Annotated in this window: 19 protein-coding genes; 12 read left to right on the top strand and 7 right to left on the bottom strand. The window is 71.7% G+C overall.

Annotated elements, in window-relative coordinates:
• Positions 1–26: 26 nt before the first annotated feature.
• Positions 27–890, bottom strand: a complete 864-nt coding sequence (locus Q0P88_RS06575; protein ID WP_295012460.1) for a DUF3097 domain-containing protein — start codon at positions 888–890, stop codon at positions 27–29.
• Between the two features lie 69 nt (positions 891–959).
• Between Q0P88_RS06575 and Q0P88_RS06570 the strand changes: the two genes are divergently transcribed.
• The 4 genes from Q0P88_RS06570 to Q0P88_RS06555 all read left to right on the top strand — a co-directional run bounded on the left by Q0P88_RS06570 (position 960) and on the right by Q0P88_RS06555 (position 5,042).
• A complete protein-coding gene (locus Q0P88_RS06570) occupies positions 960–2,993 on the top strand; it encodes a TPM domain-containing protein (protein WP_295012334.1) in 2,034 nt (677 codons plus the stop codon).
• A gap of 53 nt (positions 2,994–3,046) precedes the next feature.
• Positions 3,047–3,787: a PspA/IM30 family protein gene (locus Q0P88_RS06565; RefSeq protein ID WP_295012332.1), complete on the top strand. Its 741-nt coding sequence runs from the start codon at positions 3,047–3,049 to the stop codon at positions 3,785–3,787.
• Positions 3,788–3,789: 2 nt separating this feature from the next.
• Positions 3,790–4,602 (top strand): arginase family protein, encoded by an 813-nt coding sequence (locus tag Q0P88_RS06560; RefSeq protein ID WP_295012330.1) that lies wholly within the window; start codon positions 3,790–3,792, stop codon positions 4,600–4,602.
• A gap of 74 nt (positions 4,603–4,676) precedes the next feature.
• Positions 4,677–5,042: a Fe-S oxidoreductase gene (locus Q0P88_RS06555; protein ID WP_295012458.1), complete on the top strand. Its 366-nt coding sequence runs from the start codon at positions 4,677–4,679 to the stop codon at positions 5,040–5,042.
• 12 nt (positions 5,043–5,054) lie between these two features.
• Here the strand turns inward: Q0P88_RS06555 and Q0P88_RS06550 are convergent, their stop codons facing one another.
• The gene (locus Q0P88_RS06550; RefSeq protein ID WP_295012328.1) at positions 5,055–5,522 is read right to left on the bottom strand and encodes an SIP domain-containing protein; all 468 of its coding nucleotides are present in this window, start codon (positions 5,520–5,522) and stop codon (positions 5,055–5,057) included.
• A gap of 71 nt (positions 5,523–5,593) precedes the next feature.
• Entirely contained in the window at positions 5,594–6,298 is a 705-nt protein-coding gene (locus Q0P88_RS06545; RefSeq protein WP_295012326.1) for a tyrosine-protein phosphatase, read from the bottom strand.
• Between the two features lie 250 nt (positions 6,299–6,548).
• On the opposite strand from Q0P88_RS06545, the gene Q0P88_RS06540 reads away from it, so the two are divergent.
• The 6 genes from Q0P88_RS06540 (at position 6,549) to Q0P88_RS06515 (ending at position 12,571) form a co-directional block, all read left to right on the top strand.
• Positions 6,549–7,514, top strand: a complete 966-nt coding sequence (locus Q0P88_RS06540; protein WP_295012324.1) for an alpha/beta fold hydrolase — start codon at positions 6,549–6,551, stop codon at positions 7,512–7,514.
• A gap of 98 nt (positions 7,515–7,612) precedes the next feature.
• Positions 7,613–9,130, top strand: a complete 1,518-nt coding sequence (locus tag Q0P88_RS06535) for an ABC transporter substrate-binding protein (RefSeq protein ID WP_295012322.1) — start codon at positions 7,613–7,615, stop codon at positions 9,128–9,130.
• A gap of 24 nt (positions 9,131–9,154) precedes the next feature.
• Positions 9,155–10,108: an ABC transporter permease gene (locus Q0P88_RS06530; RefSeq protein WP_295012320.1), complete on the top strand. Its 954-nt coding sequence runs from the start codon at positions 9,155–9,157 to the stop codon at positions 10,106–10,108.
• Positions 10,105–10,998: an ABC transporter permease gene (locus Q0P88_RS06525; protein WP_295012318.1), complete on the top strand. Its 894-nt coding sequence runs from the start codon at positions 10,105–10,107 to the stop codon at positions 10,996–10,998. The genes Q0P88_RS06530 and Q0P88_RS06525 overlap by 4 nt, the downstream gene beginning before the upstream one ends.
• Positions 10,995–11,783, top strand: a complete 789-nt coding sequence (locus tag Q0P88_RS06520; protein WP_295012316.1) for an ABC transporter ATP-binding protein — start codon at positions 10,995–10,997, stop codon at positions 11,781–11,783. Before Q0P88_RS06525 ends, Q0P88_RS06520 begins: the two co-directional genes overlap by 4 nt.
• Positions 11,780–12,571, top strand: coding sequence for an ABC transporter ATP-binding protein (locus tag Q0P88_RS06515; RefSeq protein ID WP_295012314.1), 792 nt, complete (start codon positions 11,780–11,782; stop codon positions 12,569–12,571). Before Q0P88_RS06520 ends, Q0P88_RS06515 begins: the two co-directional genes overlap by 4 nt.
• Positions 12,572–12,589: 18 nt before the next feature.
• Here the strand turns inward: Q0P88_RS06515 and Q0P88_RS06510 are convergent, their stop codons facing one another.
• The 4 genes from Q0P88_RS06510 to Q0P88_RS06495 are packed head-to-tail and all read right to left on the bottom strand — an operon-like array spanning position 12,590 to position 15,325.
• Complete coding sequence (locus Q0P88_RS06510) at positions 12,590–13,087, bottom strand: GNAT family N-acetyltransferase (RefSeq protein ID WP_295012312.1); 498 nt, start codon at positions 13,085–13,087, stop codon at positions 12,590–12,592.
• On the bottom strand, positions 13,084–13,773 hold the full coding sequence (locus Q0P88_RS06505; protein WP_295012310.1) for a uracil-DNA glycosylase: 690 nt from the start codon (positions 13,771–13,773) through the stop codon (positions 13,084–13,086). Before Q0P88_RS06505 ends, Q0P88_RS06510 begins: the two co-directional genes overlap by 4 nt.
• A complete protein-coding gene (locus tag Q0P88_RS06500) occupies positions 13,773–14,498 on the bottom strand; it encodes a Type 1 glutamine amidotransferase-like domain-containing protein (RefSeq protein WP_295012308.1) in 726 nt (241 codons plus the stop codon). Before Q0P88_RS06500 ends, Q0P88_RS06505 begins: the two co-directional genes overlap by 1 nt.
• Positions 14,499–14,500: 2 nt before the next feature.
• Positions 14,501–15,325, bottom strand: coding sequence for an SDR family oxidoreductase (locus tag Q0P88_RS06495; RefSeq protein WP_295012306.1), 825 nt, complete (start codon positions 15,323–15,325; stop codon positions 14,501–14,503).
• A gap of 168 nt (positions 15,326–15,493) precedes the next feature.
• On the opposite strand from Q0P88_RS06495, the gene Q0P88_RS06490 reads away from it, so the two are divergent.
• Together Q0P88_RS06490 and Q0P88_RS06485 are read left to right on the top strand one after the other, a co-directional pair.
• Positions 15,494–16,816, top strand: coding sequence for a bifunctional o-acetylhomoserine/o-acetylserine sulfhydrylase (locus Q0P88_RS06490; RefSeq protein ID WP_295012304.1), 1,323 nt, complete (start codon positions 15,494–15,496; stop codon positions 16,814–16,816).
• Positions 16,817–17,172: 356 nt separating this feature from the next.
• Positions 17,173–18,156: a hypothetical protein gene (locus tag Q0P88_RS06485; protein ID WP_295012302.1), complete on the top strand. Its 984-nt coding sequence runs from the start codon at positions 17,173–17,175 to the stop codon at positions 18,154–18,156.
• The last annotated feature ends 233 nt before the right edge of the window (positions 18,157–18,389 follow it).

Raw genomic sequence — 18,389 nt, 5'->3', positions numbered from 1 at the left:
GTGCGACGAGCCCGCCGAGCGGCCGCTCATCGTCGCGTCTCCCCTTGTTCGGTCGCACGTTGTTCGGTCACGAAGTCGATGAGCTCCTCCACCCGGCCGAGGAGCGCAGGCTCCAGGTCGCGGTAGCTGCTCACCCGGGACAGGATCCGCTTCCACGCGTGCGCGATGTCGGCCTGCGACGCCGCGGGCCAACCGAAGGCCCGGCAGATCCCCGTCTTCCACTCGGTGCCGCGGGGGATCTCGGGCCAGGCGCGGATGCCCATCGCCGCCGGCGTCACGCACTGCCACACGTCGATGAAGGGATGACCGACGATGCGCAGGTGCGCCCCGTGCGGCCCGCGCAGGATCTGCTCGGCGATGCGGCTCTCCTTGGATCCGGGCACCAGATGGTCCACGAGCACGCCGTAGCGTCGCGTGCGCCCCGGCGGTTCGGCGTCGAGCAGCTCCGGCAGCAGATCCACGCCCTGCAGGTACTCCACGACGACGCCCTCGACGCGCAGATCGTCGCCCCAGACCTTCTCGACGAGCTCCGCGTCGTGGCGGCCTTCGACGAGGATGCGGCTGGGCAGTGCGGTGCGCGCGCGGGCGTCGGCGACCGCGAAGGAACCGGACGCGGTGCGTCGCGCGGCCGTCTGCGTCCTGGCCGGATGCACGAGGCGCACGGGCTCGCCGTCGATCATGAACCCGGCCCCCATCGGGAACAGCCGTCGCCGTCCGCGGAAGTCCTCGAGCTCGACCTGGCCGCCCTCGATCCGGGTGACCGCCCCGCAGAACCCGTCCACGGCGACCTCGACGACGAGATCCCGCTCCGCCGGGACGTCGACGGCCTTCTTCGCTCCCCGATCCCGCCAGCCGGCGGCGAGCACGTCGGATCCGTATCTGTCGTCCATCATCACCAGCCTAGTGAGACCTCGTTAGACTCGCAGGAGCGGGCCTGCGGGGCCCGGAAAGGAGCGAGGATGCGCGCACGCTGGGCTGTCGTCGTCGGACTGCTCCTGGGCGTGCTCGGCGTGTCCGTGGCGGTCCCTCCTGCGCTCGCCGACACCTCGTCCGCCGCGTCCTCGGCGCCCGCGACGGCGCCCGTCCCGCTCGGCCAGGACTACCTCACCGATGAGGCGGGGGTGCTGAGCGCGCGGGAGCGAACCGAGCTGGAGCAGCGTCTCACGGCTCTCAGCAAGGCCAAGGACCTCCAGCTCTTCGTCGTGTTCGTCGATCGCTTCACGGACCCGGAAAACCGGCAGCAGTGGACCGAGCAGGTCGCGAAGGACAACGACCTCGGCGACCGGCAGTACCTGCTCGCGATCGCCACCGACGGACGCAGCTACTACCTGTCCGCCTCGGAGGACGGTCCGATACCGCTCTCCCAGGTCGATCGGATCTCGGCGTCGCTCGTGAACGATCTGCACGACTCCGACTGGGCCGGCGCCGTGCGCACCGCGGCGGCCGGCTTCGAAGGCGGGTCCGGCGGTCCCGACCTCGTGGGCATCGTCCTCGTCATCGCCTGCATCCTGGCCATCGTCGTCGCGATCGTCGTGCTGATCGCGATGCGGCGCAGGGCCGCGGCGCGGATCCGACCCGTGTCCACGGAGCCGGTCGCCGATCCGCTCGACGCGATCAGCGACGACGAGCTCGAGACGCGCGCCGGCTCCGCCCTCGTGCGCACCGACGATGCGGTGACGAGCTCGACCGAGGATCTCGGCTTCGCGACCGCGCAGTTCGGGGACGCATCGACCGCGGTCTTCACGGACGTGGTCGCGAAGGCGAAGGCGAAGCTCGACGAGGCGTTCTCGCTCAAACAGAGACTCGACGACGAGATCCCGGACACCGACGCGCAACGCCGGGAGTGGTACCTCAGGATCATCCGCCTCTGCGAGGCCGCCGACACGGCGCTGAACGCCAACGTCGCGGCGTTCGACGAGCTGCGCGCCCTGGAGAAGGACGCCGAACAGGCGCTCGCGCACCTCGAGCAGCATCGCGCCGCGGCGACGTCCGTCGTCGCCGGCGCACCCGCGGCGCTCCTGACGCTGCAGGGCTCGTACGACGCGAGCGCCCTGAGCACGGTCGTGGAGAACCCCGGCCAGGCCGCGAGCCGGCTGGCGCTCGCCGATGCCGGCATCGCCGACGCGCACCGCCTGCTCGCCGAGGGCAAGCGCGGGGAGGCGGCGTTCGCGATCCGCACGGCGGAGGAGGCGGTGCTCCAGGCGGATCAGCTCGCGGCCGCGCTCACGACCCTGCGGGACGATCTGCACGCCGCGGAGGAGAAGGCCCGTGCGCTCATCGCAGACCTCGAACAGGACGTCGCCGCGGCATCCGCGCTGCCGCCGTCCCCCGAACGCGACGCGGTCGTCGCCGCGACCCGGGCGGCGCTCGCCCAGGCGCAGACCGATCTGACCGGCACAGGGCGGCGCCCGATGGCCGTGCTCGAAGTCCTGACGGCGGCGAACACGCGCATCGACGAGACGCTGTCCGCGATCCGTGACGCGCAGCAGCAGGCGGAGCGTGCGCGGCAGGTGCTGGAGCAGACGCTCGCCCAGGCACGCGCCGAGATCTCGACCGCGACCACCTACATCACGACCCGACGCGGCGCCATGGGCGCGGACCCGCGGACGCGGATCGCGCAGGCGAGCGCGGAATACGATCAGGCAGAGGCGTCGCGCACCGCCGATCCGGCGACAGCCCTGCAGCACGCGCAGCGCGCGATCTCGCTCGCGCAAGAGGCGTCCGCGCTCGCCGACCGTTCACTCGACGTGTTCGACGGCGGCGCCGCGCTCCCGTCCGGAGGATCCTGGGGAGGGCGCGGCGGCGGCGACCTGGGCGGCGCGATCCTCGGCGGGATCATCGGCGGGATCCTCTCCGGCGGCGGACGCTCCTCCGGATGGGGGCCCGGCGGAGGCGGATGGCGTTCGAGCGGCGGAGGCTTCGGAGCCTCCGGCTTCGGCGGCGGAGGCCGCTCGGGCGGCGGGGGCCGCTCCGGATCCGGCGGGCGCTTCTGATCCCGCACACACAGACCTGACCACCACGACCGGAAACATCGGAAGGACATCTCATGACCAAGCAGTCCATCTTCGGCCGCATCTCGACCCTCGTGAAGGCCAACATCAACGCGCTCCTCGACTCCGCAGAGGACCCGCAGAAGATGATCGACCAGCTCGTGCGCGACTACACGAACAACATCGCGGACGCCGAGTCGGCCATCGCCGAGACCATCGGCAACCTGCGCCTGCTCGAGCGCGACCACCAGGAGGACGTGCAGGCCGCTGCCGAGTGGGGCAACAAGGCGCTCGCGGCGAGCCGCAAGGCCGACGACCTCCGCGGCGCGGGCAACACCGCCGACGCCGACAAGTTCGACAACCTCGCCAAGGTCGCGCTGCAGCGTCAGATCAGCTCCGAGCGCGAGGCGAAGACGGCCGAGCCGCAGATCGCGGCGCAGACGGAGATCGTCGACAAGCTCAAGTCGGGCCTGAACACGATGAAGGAGAAGCTCGGCGAGCTCAAGAACAAGCGCAGCGAACTGCTGGCGCGCGCCAAGGTCGCCGAGGCGCAGAGCAAGGTCCAGGACGCGGTCTCCTCGATCAACGTCCTCGACCCGACCAGCGAGCTCGGGCGCTTCGAGGACAAGATCCGCCGCCAGGAGGCCATCGCCCAGGGCAAGGCGGAGCTGGCGGCCTCGTCGATCGACGCGCAGTTCGAGAGCCTCGAGGACGTCGGAGAGCTGACCGAGGTCGAGGCACGGCTCGCCGAGCTGAAGGCCGGTTCGACGGCGCCGCGGGAAGCGCTCGAGGGCTGATCGTGACGCGCTTCCTCGTCGTGCCGCAGTGGCAGGGCTCCCCTGCCCCGCGGGCGATGCTGCTCACCGACGGCGCCGCGGCGATCGCGGGGGATCTCCCCCGCGATCGCACGACGGTCCTGGAGGTCCCGTTGGAGGCGGGCGATGCCGAGGGCACGGGAGTGCACCGGCTGAGCAGCCTGCGACGCACGGGGGAGCTGATAGAGGAAGCCGTCACGGCCCATGCGGAGCCCACGCTGGTGGTGGGCGGGGACTGCGGCGTCAGCGTCGCGGCGGTCTCCGCCCTGCCCGGCGGGCTCGACGATGTCGCGATCGTCTGGTTCGACGCGCATCCCGACCTGCACACCCCGGAGTCCTCGACCTCCGGCGCCTACGCGGGGATGGCGTTGCGTGCGCTCCTCGGTCACTCCTCGTTCCCGCTGCAGGGCCCGGACGGTCTGGCTCCGGAGCGCATCGTGCTCGTCGGCGCGCGTGCCGAGGACGACGCAGAGAGCGCGTTCCTCGACTCCTCGGGGATCGTCCGCGTCGACGGCCTGGACCGCGCGGAGGCGCTCGTCGACGCGGTGATCGCGACCGGTGCCACGCGCGTCTACATACACGTCGACGTCGACGTGCTCGATCCCTCGGAGATCGCCGGGGTGTCCTCGGCCGTGCCGTTCGGACTGCGCACCGCCGAGGTCGTCCAGGCCGTGAAGGCGCTGCGCGAGCGCCTTCCGGTCGCCGGCGCCACCATCGCCGGATTCGCCCCGCGCTCCCCCGGCGACGCCGTCGAGGACCTGGGGGCGATCCTGCGACTGATCGGCGCGCTCGCGTGACACGCCCCGACCTCGACGAGGTCCACGCTCGGGCCGCCGCCGCGCTCGCCCGAGGACGCCGCGCCGATCGTCGACTGCCGACGGTCCTGCTGCGCTCCCCGATCAGCCGCCTCGGCTACGCGTGGGGCACCGCGATCGGATGGATCTGGGGCGGGCTGTGGAGCACGGGTCGGGTCGAGCGGCGCGAGGGCCTGTGGATCTTCCGCGGCATGCCGGCATGGACGTTCGGTCGCGGCGGAGTGTGCGTGGGCGCCTGCTACCTCACCGGCCCGGACGCTCCGGATGCGCGGGTGCTGCGGCACGAGGCGGTGCACAAGCGCCAGTGGCTGCGGTACGGCTTCCTCATGCCGGTGCTGTACCTGTGCGCGGGAAGGGACCCCCTGCGCAACCGCTTCGAGATCGAGGCGGGTCTGGAGGACGGCAACTACCTGCCGCGGTGACCTCGGGCGAGGTCAGGCGAAGAGGCCGAAGCGATCCGGGGCGGAGATCTGCGCGGGCGAGACGCCCAGGCGCTCGACGAGGTGCTCCGCGATGTCGGCCGTGCCGAGGTAGCCGCCCAGCAGCGTCACGCGGGTGTGCTCCTCTGCGCCGTCGCAGAGCATCTCGTCGGCCCAGGCGATCGCAGCGCGTGCCGCGGCCTGGCCGGCGATGCAGCGTCGACTCGTCCCTGGCGCGCCCGAGCGGGAGGATCGGGACAGCCAGGTCACGGTCATCCGCGGGGGCACGGAGAGGTGCGAGGCGTTCTCCGCCTCGGGGACTTCGACGAACACCCGGCCCGTCGCGCAGAGCGGCAGGGCGACCAGCGCGGCCTCGAGCTCGGGCAGCGAGAGCTCGTCGGCGACGATGAGGTGCTGCGCCTTCGCCGAGCGACGCGTGGCGCGGCGTTCGGCGCGTGCGGTGGTCCGGATGGCGGTGGTCATGATGCCTCCAGGATAACACCCGAAATAGGGTTGCCTAACCTACTCGCACCTCGGGCGCTCGAAGCCCGGTCTCAGCCGACGAGAGCCTCGCCCAGGGCGTCGAGCTCCGCCGAGCTCAGTCCCGCCCCGCGGAGGTAGTCGGCGGCGGATCCGTGGGCCGCGTCGATCCGCTCCAGCAGCTCGCGCATGACCGGCGCAGGGGACTGCGTCGCGACGGCGATCGCGTTCTGCGCCATCGGCAGGTGCTCCTGGAGCCAGGCGGCGATCGCGCGGTTCCTCGAGGCGGGCAGCTGCAACGCGGTCAGCGCGTAGTCGTCGACGATCGCATCGCGATCCGCCCCGACCGCGGCGAGCGCGAGGGCCACGGTCACGCCGGTGCGGTCTTTGCCGAGCGTGCAGTGCACGAGGGTCGGCTCCCCGGCCGAGAGGATCCGCACGACCTGGACGACGCGGTCGGCTCCGTCGTCGACGATGTGCCGGTACAGACCCCCGAGGCTGACGTCGCCGAGCAGGAACGAGGCGACGGAGCCGGCGAAGAGAGGCACGCGCGTGATGTGCAGCCCGTCGATCGCGCAGGGCTCGGCCATGACCTCGCTGTCGTCGCGCAGGTCGACGATGTGCGCGACGCTCGCGTCGAGGAAGGTCCGCGCCTGCTCGCCGGCGTGCGCGAGGTTTCCGGAACGGAACAGCACGCCCTCCCGGATCCGGGACGAGCCGACCGGCATCCCTCCGACGTCGCGGAGGTTCGTGATCCCCGGCACGGTCAGGACGGTCATCGGATCCCTCCCTCCGTGCGGTCGCTCGTACGTCCAGCCTAGGCGAGCGCGGCACGGGCTCCGGACCACGAGGACGGCCTCCCCTCCTCGCGGAGTGGTCGCCTCGCAACCGTGCTCGTCACTCGTGGCGGATCACATCATCACCCGCAATGCGGTCTGTTTGTGCATTCTGAGGACCATTGTCCGGCCATCACTTGTCTTCTCGCTCTGCGGATTCGCGCGACCGGTCCGAGCGGAGCACAATGAGGGCGTGACCCACTCCGCACCCGATGAGCGCACCGAGTTCTCGTACCTGGCCTCCCAGGCGGACGCCCTCGGCGTCGACGTCCCTCCGGTCGAACGCCTCTCGCTCACGCTGCCCGACGGGCGGGTCCTTCGCGCCCTGCGCTACGGCCGGGAGACGCCCGAGGTGACCTTCCTGCACGGCGCGGGGCTCAATGCGCACACCTGGGACATGACGATCCTCGCACTCGGACGCCCGGCACTCGCGATCGACCTCGCCGGTCACGGCGACTCGTCCTGGCGCGACGACGCCGACTACACGGGCCGCACCCTCGCGGGCGACGTCGTCGCCGCGCTGCCGACCTGGACCGACCGGCCCCAGGTGCTCGTGGGCCAGTCGCTCGGCGGGCTCACCGCAGCGGCGGTCGCCGCGCGCGCTCCCGAGCTCGTCCGCGCGGTGATCGTCGTCGACATCACCCCCGGCATCGATCAGAGCACGGGCCCCGCGGCGCTGCGCGAGTTCTACCGCGTCGTGGACGCCGAGGACCGCGACGTGTTCGTCGATCGCGCGATGGCGTTCGGGTTCGGAGGGAGCAGGGACGACACCGCCCGCGGCGTGTTCCTGAACACCCGGGTGCGCGAGGACGGGCGCGTCGAGTGGAAGCACCACTTCGCGCACCTCGCCGCCGCCCTCGTCGGCGACGCCGCCACCGCCGCGGCGACGGACGACGCCTCCGCCGCGGCCTCGGCATCGACCCGCCGGATCCTCGGCCAGGAGGGGTGGGCCGACCTCGCGGCGATCTCCGTCCCCCTCACACTGGTCCGCGCGACGGAGGGCTTCGTCTCCGATGACGCAGAGGAGGAGTTCTCCACGAGACTCCCCCGGGCGACGGTGCTGCGCATCGACGGCCGCCACAACCTGCAGGAGACCTCCCCCGTCGCCCTCGCCGCGATCATCCGGGACGCGGCCGACACCGCGTCCCCGGGTTTGTGACGCCGCGTTCCGGCGTCGCGACCCTCGACCCGATCCCCGCCCCTAGGCTCGTTCCGCACCGCACCCCCGTCCCCGCATCGCTCCGAGAGGATCCCCTCATGCACCGCTCGCGCGTCCCCCGCCGCCGCCTCGGCCTCGGCATCGCCGCCGGCCTCGCCGCCTCCCTGGTGCTCGCCGGCTGCTCCGGCACGCCCTCCCCGTCCGCCTCGTCGACGGGCGCGGCGGATCCGAACGCGACCCTCACCGTCGGCCTCGTGCTCGAGCCGACGAGCCTCGACATCCGCCACACCAGCGGCGCCGCGCTCGAACAGGTCCTCATCGACAACATCTACGAGGGCCTCGTCAGCCGCACCCAGGACGACAAGATCGTCGACCGGCTGGCCAAGAGCCACGACGTCTCGGCGGACGGGCTCACGTACACGTTCGTCCTGAACGACGGGATCACGTTCCACGACGGCGCGGCTCTCACCTCCGCGGACGTCGTCTCCTCGCTGCAGACCGCGAAGGACGACGCCACCGTCCAGGGGCACGCCGATCTCGCCGACGTCGCGTCCATCTCCGCGACCGACGAGAAGACGGTCGTCGTGACGCTCGTCAAGCCCAGCCAGAACTTCCTGTTCAGCCTCACCGGCACCGCGGGCCTGATCTTCCCGAAGGGCAGCACGAAGGATCTGCAGTCCGCCGAGGACGGCACGGGCCCCTTCACGCTCGCGCAGTGGAAGAAGGGCAGCTCCCTCACCGTCGACCGCAACGAGAAGTACTGGGGAGAGAAGGCGGGCGTGAAGTCCATCGTCTTCGACTACATCCCCGACTTCACGGCGGGTGTGAACGCCGCGCAGAGCGGAAGCCTCGACGTCCTCACCGCCGTCGATCCGAACCTCGCGCCGCAGCTGGACGGGAAGTTCACGATCACGACCGGCAAGACCACCGACAAGGGCACGCTGGCGTTCAACAACGCCAAGGCGCCGCTGAACGACCAGCGGGTGCGCGAGGCGATCCGGCTCGCGATCGACCACGAGGCGATCATCAAGGCGCGAGGCGCCGGCACCACGCTGTACGGTCCGATCCCCCAGCTCGACCCCGGATACCAGGACCTCTCGAGCACCGCCCCGCACGATCCGGACAAGGCCAAGCAGCTGCTCAAGGAGGCCGGCCAGGAGAACCTCTCCCTGACCCTGACGATCCCCTCCTTCTACGGCAGCACCGTCCCGCAGCTGCTCACCAGCGACCTGAAGAAGGTCGGCGTGACGCTGAAGGTCGACTCGGTCGAGTTCCCGACCTGGCTCGACCGGGTGTTCACCAAGCACGACTACGACCTCAGCTTCGTGCTGCACGTCGAGCCTCGCGACTTCGGCAACTTCGCCAACCCGCAGTACTACTTCGGCTACGACAACCCCGAGGTGCAGAAGCTCTACGCCGCCTCGCAGACCGAGCTGGACGCCAAGAAGTCGGAGGCGCTGCTCTCCCAGGCCGCCGAGATCGTCGCGAAGGACGCCGCCGCCGACTGGCTCTACGAGGACCAGACCCTGACCGCGGTGAGCCCTGGCGTGAACGGGTTCCCGAAGGACTCGATCAACTCCCGCCTCGACCTCCGCGGCGTCACCGTCTCGAAGTAGCCGCCCGAGGAACCGATCCAGGACGTGCTCCGCTATGCGCTCATCCGAGGAGCCCTGCTGATCGCAGGGCTCCTCGTCGCGAGCGCGCTCATCTTCCTCGCCCTGCGCGTCTTCCCCGGCGACGTCGCGCAGTTGCTCGCGGGCGACAAGGCGACCCCGGCGCAGGTCGACGCGATCCGCACGGCGCTCGGGCTCGACCAGCCGCTCGCGCTGCAGTATCTCGACTGGATCGGCGGAGTGCTGCGCGGAGACCTCGGCACCTCGCAGCTCAACGGCGCATCCGTGGCGGCCGAGCTGGCGCAGAAGGCGCAGGTGACCGTGCCGCTCGCGATCCTCGCCCTGACGATCGCGCTGCTCATCGCCGTGCCGCTGGGCGTCGCCTCCGCGATGCTGCGCGGGCGTGCAGGGGGGACGGTGCTCAACGTCATCGCCCAGGGGATCGCGGCGGTGCCGGTGGTGTGGGCGGGGATGATGCTCGTCGTCGTCTTCGCGGTCTGGCTGCGGGTGCTCCCCGCGCAGGGCTTCCCGCAGGACGGCTGGGCGGATCCCGCCCAGGCGCTGCAGGCGCTCGTCCTGCCCGCCGTCACGATCGGCGTCGTGGAGGGTGCGCTGCTGCTGCGCTTCGTGCGCAGCGCCACCCTGCAGGCGGCAGGCCAGGACTTCGTCCGGACGGCCGCCGCCACGGGGCTCACCCGCAATCGCGCGCTGCTGCAGCACGGTCTCCCGGCGGTCGGGCTGTCGATCGTGTCGGTGCTCGGGATCCAGATCGCCGGGATCATCGTCGGATCGGTCGTCGTCGAGCAGCTCTTCACGCTGCCCGGGATCGGCCGCATGCTCGTGGCGGACGTGGGCACGCGGGATCTCGTCAAGGTGCAGGGCGAGCTGCTCGTCCTCACCGGCATGGTGCTTCTGATCGGGTTCGTCGTCGACCTCGTCCACCGTGCGATCGATCCCCGACAACGGGAGGCCGAGGAATGACGCGACGACGCTCCGCCCTGCACCGGCTCCTCACGAACGCGCCCGGCGTGTTCGGCCTCGTCGTGATCGCGGTGATCCTGGCGACGGCGCTCGTCTCCCTGTTCTGGACGCCGTTCGATCCGAGAGCCACCGACGTCGCCGCGCGGTGGGCGCCTCCCGGCTGGCCGCATCTGCTCGGAACGGACCTGACCGGACGCGACATCCTCAGCCTGCTCATGGCCGGGGCGCGCACCACGGTCCTCGTCGCGGTCGGATCGGGTCTCGTCGCCACCGCCGTCGGCGTCGTGCTCGGAGCGCTCGGCGCCCTCACGGCGCGGGTCGTGCGCGAGACCGTCGCGGTGCTCGTCGACATCCTCATCGCCTTCCCCGTCCTCGTGATCGCGATGCTCATCTCCACCGTCCGGGGCGGATCGCTCTGGGTCGTGGTGTGGGCGGTGGGGATCGGCTTCGGCGTGAACGTCGCCCGCGTGACGCGCCCGGAGCTGCGCCGCGTGCAGCAGAGCGACTTCGTCGTCGCCGGCCGTGCCTCCGGTCTCACCCCGGCGCAGAACCTCGTGCAGCACCTCCTGCCCAACGTCGCTCCCGTCTTCATCGTGCAGCTCTCCTGGGCGATGGCAACCGCCGTGCTCGCCGAGGCGGGGCTCTCGTACCTGGGATTCGGCGCGAGCGTCGTCGATCCGTCCTGGGGCATCCTCCTCGCGGACCTGCAGCGCTACATCCAGGTGCATCCGCTCTCGGTGGTCTGGCCCGGGCTCGCGATCACGGTGACCGTGCTCGCGTTCAACCTGCTCGGCGACGCGCTCAGGGACGCGACCGACCCGACCCTGCGCGGAGCCTCCCGCCGCGCCCGGCGCGCAGGCCCCGCCCGGCTGCCGGAGGTGACCGCATGAGTCTCCAGGTGACGGATCTCCGGATCGAGATCGACGGCAGGGTCCTCGTGCACGGCGTCTCCTTCGCGGTTCCCGACGGCGCACGCGTCGGACTCATCGGCGAGTCCGGATCCGGCAAGTCCCTCACCGCACTCGCGATCATGGGACTGCTCCCGGACGGGGTTACCGCGACGGGAAGCGTCCTCTGGAACGGCGAGGAGATCCTCGGGCTGCCGGACCGTCGGATGGCCCGCCTGCGCGGCGACGAGATCGGGATGGTCTTCCAGGAGCCGCGCACCGCGCTCAACCCGATCCGCACGATCGGACGACAGATCGCGGAGGCGATCCGCATCCACGAGCGGATCGATCGGCGCACGGCCCGCGCCCGGGCGGTCGAGGAGGCCGCCCGGGTCGCCCTGCCCGACCCCGCCCGGATCGTCGACCGCTACCCCCACCAGCTCAGCGGCGGGCAGCGGCAGCGCGCGGCGATCGCCGTGGCGCTGGCCGCGCGCCCCCGTCTGCTGATCGCCGACGAGCCCACCACGGCGCTCGACGTGACCGTCCAGGCGGGCGTGCTGCGACTGCTGCTCTCGCTCGTCGAGTCCGCCGGGATGTCCCTGCTCTTCATCACCCACGACCTGGCCGTCCTCGCGCAGGTCGCGACCTACGGCGTGGTGCTCGCGGAGGGACACGTCGTGGAGCAGGGTCCCCTCGCGTCCCTCCTGTCCGCGCCGCAGTCGCCGGTCGCCCGAGGACTGCTCCGCGACGCGACGGCGACGCTCTGGCGCGGAGAGGAGGACGCATGACGGAGAGCCTCATCCGGGCGCGGGGTCTGCGCCGGGAGTATCCCGGCGGACGCGCCGAACCGTTCGCCCGGCGCGCCCGCACCGCCGCGCTGGACGGCATCGACCTCGACGTTCCTGAAGGGTCCGCGCTCGGCGTGATCGGCGAGTCGGGATCCGGCAAGTCCACGCTGATCAGGCTCCTGCTCGGGCTCGACCGGCCGACCGCGGGAACCGTGCAGATCGGCGGCCGCCTTGTGGACCCCTCCGCCTCCGCTCGCGCCCTGCACTGGCTCCGCCGCGAGACCGGACTCGTCTTCCAGGATCCCTACGCGTCCCTGGACCCACGGCAGACCGTGCGCCGGATCGTCTCCGAGCCGCTGCGCGCCCTGCGGATCGACGGCGATCACGCCCTCCGCGTCGACGAGGTGCTGCGCCGGGTGGGTCTCGACGCCGACGCCGCGGACCGCTACCCGCACGAGTTCTCCGGCGGACAGCGCCAACGCATCGCGCTCGCGCGGGCGATCGCGCATCGCCCGCGGATCCTGCTCGGCGACGAGCCACTCTCCGCGCTCGACGTCACGGTCCGCGCGCAGATCCTCGACCTGCTCCGCGAGCTGCGCGCGGACGGGATGACGCTCGTGCTCGTGTCGCACGACATCGGCGTCGTGCAGAACCTCTGCGACGACGTCGCCGTGATGAAGGACGGACGGATCGTCGAGCACGGCCCGACCCGGCGCGTGCTGCACCATCCCGAGGCCGACTACACCCGGCGGCTGCTCGCCGCGATCCCGACACTTCCCGGACTCTGACCCTCGCCGCACCGAGGGTCAGAGCGACTTCTGCAGGAACACCACGTCGAGAGTGCGTCCGAACTTGATCCCGACGCCGCGCAGCGTCCCAGCGTCGACGAAGCCGCGACGACGGTGCACGGCGATCGACGCCGCGGCCGCCGTGGGCTCGATGACCGCGATGATCTCGCGCAGGCCGGCCTTCGCCGAGGCCTCCAGCAGCGCGTCGAGCAGTCGCGTGCCGAGGCCCTGGCCCGCGGCGTCGGGGGCGAGGTAGATCGAGTTCTCCGCGCTGAACCGGTAGGCCGACTTCTCCCGCCAGTGCGCCGCGTAGGCGTAGCCGAGGACCGCGCCCGTCTCCCTCTCGGCGACGAGGAAGGGCAGGCCCCCTTCCTCGAGGACCGCGTGCTTGCGCTCCCAGACTGCGAGGTCCGACTCCTCCTCGTCGAAGGTGACCGTGGACGTGCGGACGTAGTGGTTGTAGATGTCGCGGATCGCGGGGAGGTCCCCCTCGCGGGCGGCACGGATCAGGATCACCCGACCCTCCAGTCGATCGGGTCGGCGCCCTGCTCCTGCAGCAGCGCGTTCGCCCGGGAGAACGGCCGGGAGCCGAAGAAGCCCCGGCTCGCGGAGAGCGGCGAGGGGTGGGCGGAGGCGATCACCGGGGTGTCGCCGAGCATCGGACGCAGCCCCTCCGCATCCCTGCCCCAGAGCACGGCGACGAGGGGGGAGCGGCGCGCGACGAGCGCGCGGATCGCGAGCTCGGTCAGCTTCTCCCAGCCCCATCCGCGATGCGAGGCCGGGCTTCCGGGGCGGACCGTGAGCACCCGGTTCAGCAGCAGCACGCCCTGATCGCTCCAGGCCGACAGGTCCCCGTGCGCGGCCGGCGCGATGCCGAGATCGCTCTCCAGCTCGCGGTAGATGTTGCCGAGGCTGCGCGGCAGCGGGCGCACCGCACGGTCGACGGCGAAGGACAGTCCGATGGGATGTCCCGGCGTGGGATAGGGATCCTGTCCCACGATGAGCACCTTCACCTCGGACAGAGGCCGGGAGAAGGCGCGGAGCACGTCCTGCCCGGCAGGCAGGTAGCCCCTGCCCGCTGCGTTCTCGGCCCGCAGCCGATCGCCCAGCTCCGCGAGGAGCGGCCCCGCCGGGGCGAGCGCCTCGGCCCAGCCCTGGTCGATCCGCCCGCTGGCGGCGAGCTCGGACAGCGACATCGCCATCAGGCGCCCGCCCGGTCGCTGAAGACGAGCACGCCCGCACCGTCCGGGCCGGGCTGGACGCGCCAGACGCTGCCCTCCCCCGCGATCCGCAGCCCGTCCGCATCCGCGACCAGCACCGTGCTCTCGTCGATCCCGATCCCTCCGTCGATCAGTCCGGCCTCCGTGGCCGCGACGAGACGGCCGAGCGTCCCCCACTGCGCGACGTGCACGTCGATCGCGACGTCGACGAGCCCGATCCCCTCCACGACGGTGATCTCGTCGAGGTCCTCCGCGGTCTCCTCGGGGACCACCGCGACACCGCCGATCCGCCAGCCGCCGATGATCGCGCGGTCGGCCGCGATCATCGCGCCCGCCGAGAAGCCCAGATACGGAGTGCCGTCGGCGACCGCCGCACGCAGGACGCCGAACGCGCCGGCGAGAGCACGGTGATACGCCGGGGTCAGGCCTCCGCCGACGACGATCCCGTCCGCGGAGGCGAAGACCTGCGGATCCACGACGTCGGTCTCGTCGACCGCGACGACACGCACGGCCACCTCGGTGGACGAGGCGGAGGCGAGCAGAGCGGCGAGCTCGGTCGCGTGCGCGTCCGACGCCGCCTCGCGCACGGTCACGACGGCCACCTCGGCCGGGGCGGATCCCCGCATGGCGGCCCGCGCGACGACGTCCGCGGCGAAGGGGGCGAACGCCGAGGCCCCCGTGCCGCCGCCGACCAGATGCACGCCCACGCTCAGTCCTCCCCGCGCGGGCGGAGCGGTCCGCGTGCGAGCAGATGCGCGGCCGCCTGCGCCACGGGCCGGATGACGACGAGATCCAGGTTCACGTGGGCGGGCGCGTTCAGCGCGTAGGACACGACGTCGGCGACGTCGTCCGCGGTGAGTGGCGCCTCGACGCCGGAGTAGACCGCCTCCGCCGCCGCCGCGTCGCCGCCCAGCCGGCGCAGCGTGAACTCCTCCGTGTGCACCATGCCCGGTGCGACCTCCGTCACCCGGATCGGCTCGCCGTTCAGCTCGAGGCGCAGGGCCTGGGGGATCATCGACTCCGCCGCCTTCGCCGCGTTGTAGCCGCTTCCGCCGGGATAGGCCGCTCGCGCCGCGACCGAGGTGAGGAAGAGCAGATCCGCGTGGCCCCCGCCGGACGCCGCCGCGCGGAGCTGGGGCAGGAGGGCGGCCGTGAGCTGCTGGACGGCGAGCACGTTCGCCTCGAACATCCAGCGCCACTGCTCGGCGGATCCGTCCTCGACCCGATCGGTGCCTCGCGCGCCGCCCGCGACATGCACGAGGGCGTGCACGGGGCCCGTCTCGGCGAGGTGCGCGGCGAGCGCGTCGATCTGCTCCGGATCGGTGAGGTCGGCGGCGAAGGCCGTGGCACCGGTCTCCGCGGCGAGCGCGTCGAGCCGGTCGGCGCGCCGGGCGACACCGACGACGTCCCATCCGCTCGCACGCAGCGCCCGGACCGACGCTTCGCCGATCCCGGTGCTGGCCCCCGTCACCACGGCCCGCCTGCCGTTCGCCGCGGGGAAGCCGTCGCTCGTGTCGTCCGAAGTGATCGCCATGCGACCACGCTACGGGATCCGGCGGCGCCCGCTGTTACGTCACATTTCCCGCGCCTTGTTGACACCGGCGGCCGGTCCGTACTGTCGAGGCATGCCACCGGTCCCGCGGGAGGGCGGCACCCACACCCGGCGACACGGCTCCCGTGGCGCGATCCTCAAGGAGACATCATGACCGCTGCGGAGAACTGGCGCTTCGAGACCAAGCAGATCCATGCGGGCGCTGCGCCCGATCCCGTCACGAAGGCCCGGGCCACGCCGATCTACCAGACCACGTCCTACGTGTTCGACAACGCCGACCATGCCGCGAACCTCTTCGCGCTGGCCGAGTTCGGCAACATCTACACGCGGATCCAGAACCCCACGCAGGACGTGCTCGAGCAGCGCCTCGCCGCCCTCGAAGGAGGCACCGGCGCCCTCGTCCTGTCCAGCGGCCAGGCCGCATCGACGTTCGCGATCCTCAACATCGCTCAGGCGGGCGACCACATCGTCTCGTCCTCGTCGATCTACGGCGGCACGTACAACCTGTTCAAATACACGCTCGCCAAGCTCGGCATCGAGGTCACCTTCGTCGAGAACCAGGACGACCTGGACGAGTGGCGGCGCGCGGTCCGTCCGAACACCAAGCTCTTCTTCGCGGAGACCATCGGCAACCCGCAGATCAACGTCCTCGACATCGCGGGCGTCGCCGAGGCCGCACACGAGGCGGGCGTGCCGCTCATCGTCGACAACACGATCGCGACGCCGTACCTCATCCGCCCGTTCGAGCACGGCGCCGACATCGTCATCCACTCGGTCACGAAGTTCCTCGGCGGCCACGGCACGACCATCGGCGGCGCGATCGTCGACGGCGGATCCTTCGCCTGGTCGCAGAACGTCGAGAAGTTCCCGGGCCTCACCGAGCCGGACCCGTCCTACCACGGAGCGAGCTACACCACCGCGGTCGGCGACGGCCTCGCCTACATCATCAAGGCCCGCGTGCAGCTGCTCCGCGACCTCGGATCCGCGATCGCCCCGCAGAGCGCCTGGAACCTCATCCAGGGCATCGAGACGCTGTCGCTGCGCATCGAGCGTCACGTGCAGAACGCGCAGGACATCGCCGAATGGCTCGACGGGCGCGACGACGTCGCCAGCGTCAACTACTCCGGCCTTCCGACGTCGCCGTGGTACGCGGCGGCGAACCGCTACGCGCCGAAGGGCGTCGGCGCGGTGCTGTCGTTCGAGCTCAAGGGCGGCGTCGAGGCCGGCCGCGAGTTCGTGAACAGCCTCACGCTGTTCAGCCACCTCGCCAACATCGGCGACGTGCGCTCGCTCGTCATCCACCCCGCGTCCACGACGCACGCCCAGCTCACGCCGGAGCAGCAGCTCACGGCGGGCGTCACGCCGGGACTCGTCCGCCTGTCGGTCGGTCTCGAGAACGTCGAGGACCTCAAGGCGGACCTCGATCAGGCTCTCGCCGCCGCGCGCAAGGTCACCGAGGCCGCCCGCGCCTGACTCCTCCTCAGAAACGGGTGTGCCCCGGATCCCCGCGATCCGGGGCACACCCGTTTCGCGCACGCACCCCTTTTCGCGCACGCGTGTCTGGCGAACGCCCGCGTTTCGCGCACGCGTCCGTGCTTTCTCCGCGTTTCCCTCCCCTGGTCGTCTTTCCCTCCCCTGATTCGCGTAACTGAGGGGAGGGAAAGACGCTGTGCGGAGGGAAACACCGGCTGAGGACGGGGCTGGACCGTTGGGGGGCGACGAGGAGGTCCGGGAGAGGATCACTCCGCACGCGACCGCGTTCGGGCCCGAAGTCCACCGGTCTCGTGAATCACGCTCCCGCGATCGGCACGGTGCGCGACGATCCCATCATGACGACCTCTTTCGGCATCTCCGACGCCCGTGCGCTCGTTCGGCGCCGCGCGCAGCTGCGGGCGGCCGGGATGAGCGAGCGCGCGATCGGGACGGCCCTCGTGGCGGGCGAGCTGCGGCGACTGCGCCGCGACTGCTACGTCGATGCGGACGCCTACGAGGCGCTGTGGAGCGAAGGCCGACACCTCGTCCAGACGGTCGCCGCGTCCCAGAACCTGGGCGATGACGTCACGGTGTTCTGCGGACCGTCCGCCGCCGTGCTGCACGGCCTGCCGCTCTACCGTCTCCATCCGGCGAGCGTGCACACCGTGATCCTCGGCGCGCATCACGGCCGAATGCGGACCGGCGTCCGACAGCACGAGGTACGTCTCGGGGACGACGATGTGGTCGAGGTCGACGGCCTTTTCTGCACCTCGCTGGACCGCACGATCCTGGATCTGGCCTGCACGGCCGCGCCCGAAACGGCGTTGTGCGCCGCGGACGCCGCGCAACGCCGCGAGGCCGTGGACGGGAACGAGTTCCACGCGGATCGCGCCGCGCTCTGGCACGCCCGCTTGGCCGACCGCGCCGCGACGAGCCGGGCATGGGGCATCCGCGACGCTCGCCTGCTGCTCGCGTTCGCCGACGGCCGCGCCCAGCTGCCCGGCGAAAGCATCAGCCGATTGCAGTTGCAGCGCCTCGGATTTCGCGACGTGCTCCTCCAGGTTCCCGTCACCGGGGCGGACGGCGACCGATATCGGCTCGATTTCGGCTTTCCGCGCGCGAAGGTTTTCGGAGAGTTCGACGGGCAGGCCAAGTATCTCGACGACGATCTTCGGGGCGAGCGTACGGCGGAGGAGGTCGTGCTCGCGGAGAAGCGCCGTGAAGACGACGTGCGCGGGGTGACCGGCTGGCGGTTCGCCCGCTGGGACAGCACGCACATCCGCACCGCCGAGATCCTGGGCCGACGCCTCGCCCGCTTCGGCGTGCGCCCGCCCGGCTGACTCGACCGGACTCCTCCGATTCCCTCCTTCCCCTGCGCCGCCTCCGTGCTTCGCTTCCCTCCTTCTCGTGTACCCCCGCCCTGCTCCGATTCCCTCTTCTCCCGCGCTCCCGCTCCGCTCCCCCCGCTCTGCGCGGGGCCTCCACCTGCTTCGGTGGGACCCTCCCTTCGACTCGTGTTTCCCTCCTCTGCCCGTCTTTCCCTCCCGTGATTCGCGCCGCTCAGCGGAGGGAA

The sequence above is a fragment of the uncultured Microbacterium sp. genome (assembly GCF_945952435.1).
Classification (GTDB): domain Bacteria; phylum Actinomycetota; class Actinomycetes; order Actinomycetales; family Microbacteriaceae; genus Microbacterium.
This window is presented reverse-complemented; position numbering and strand designations above follow the sequence as displayed.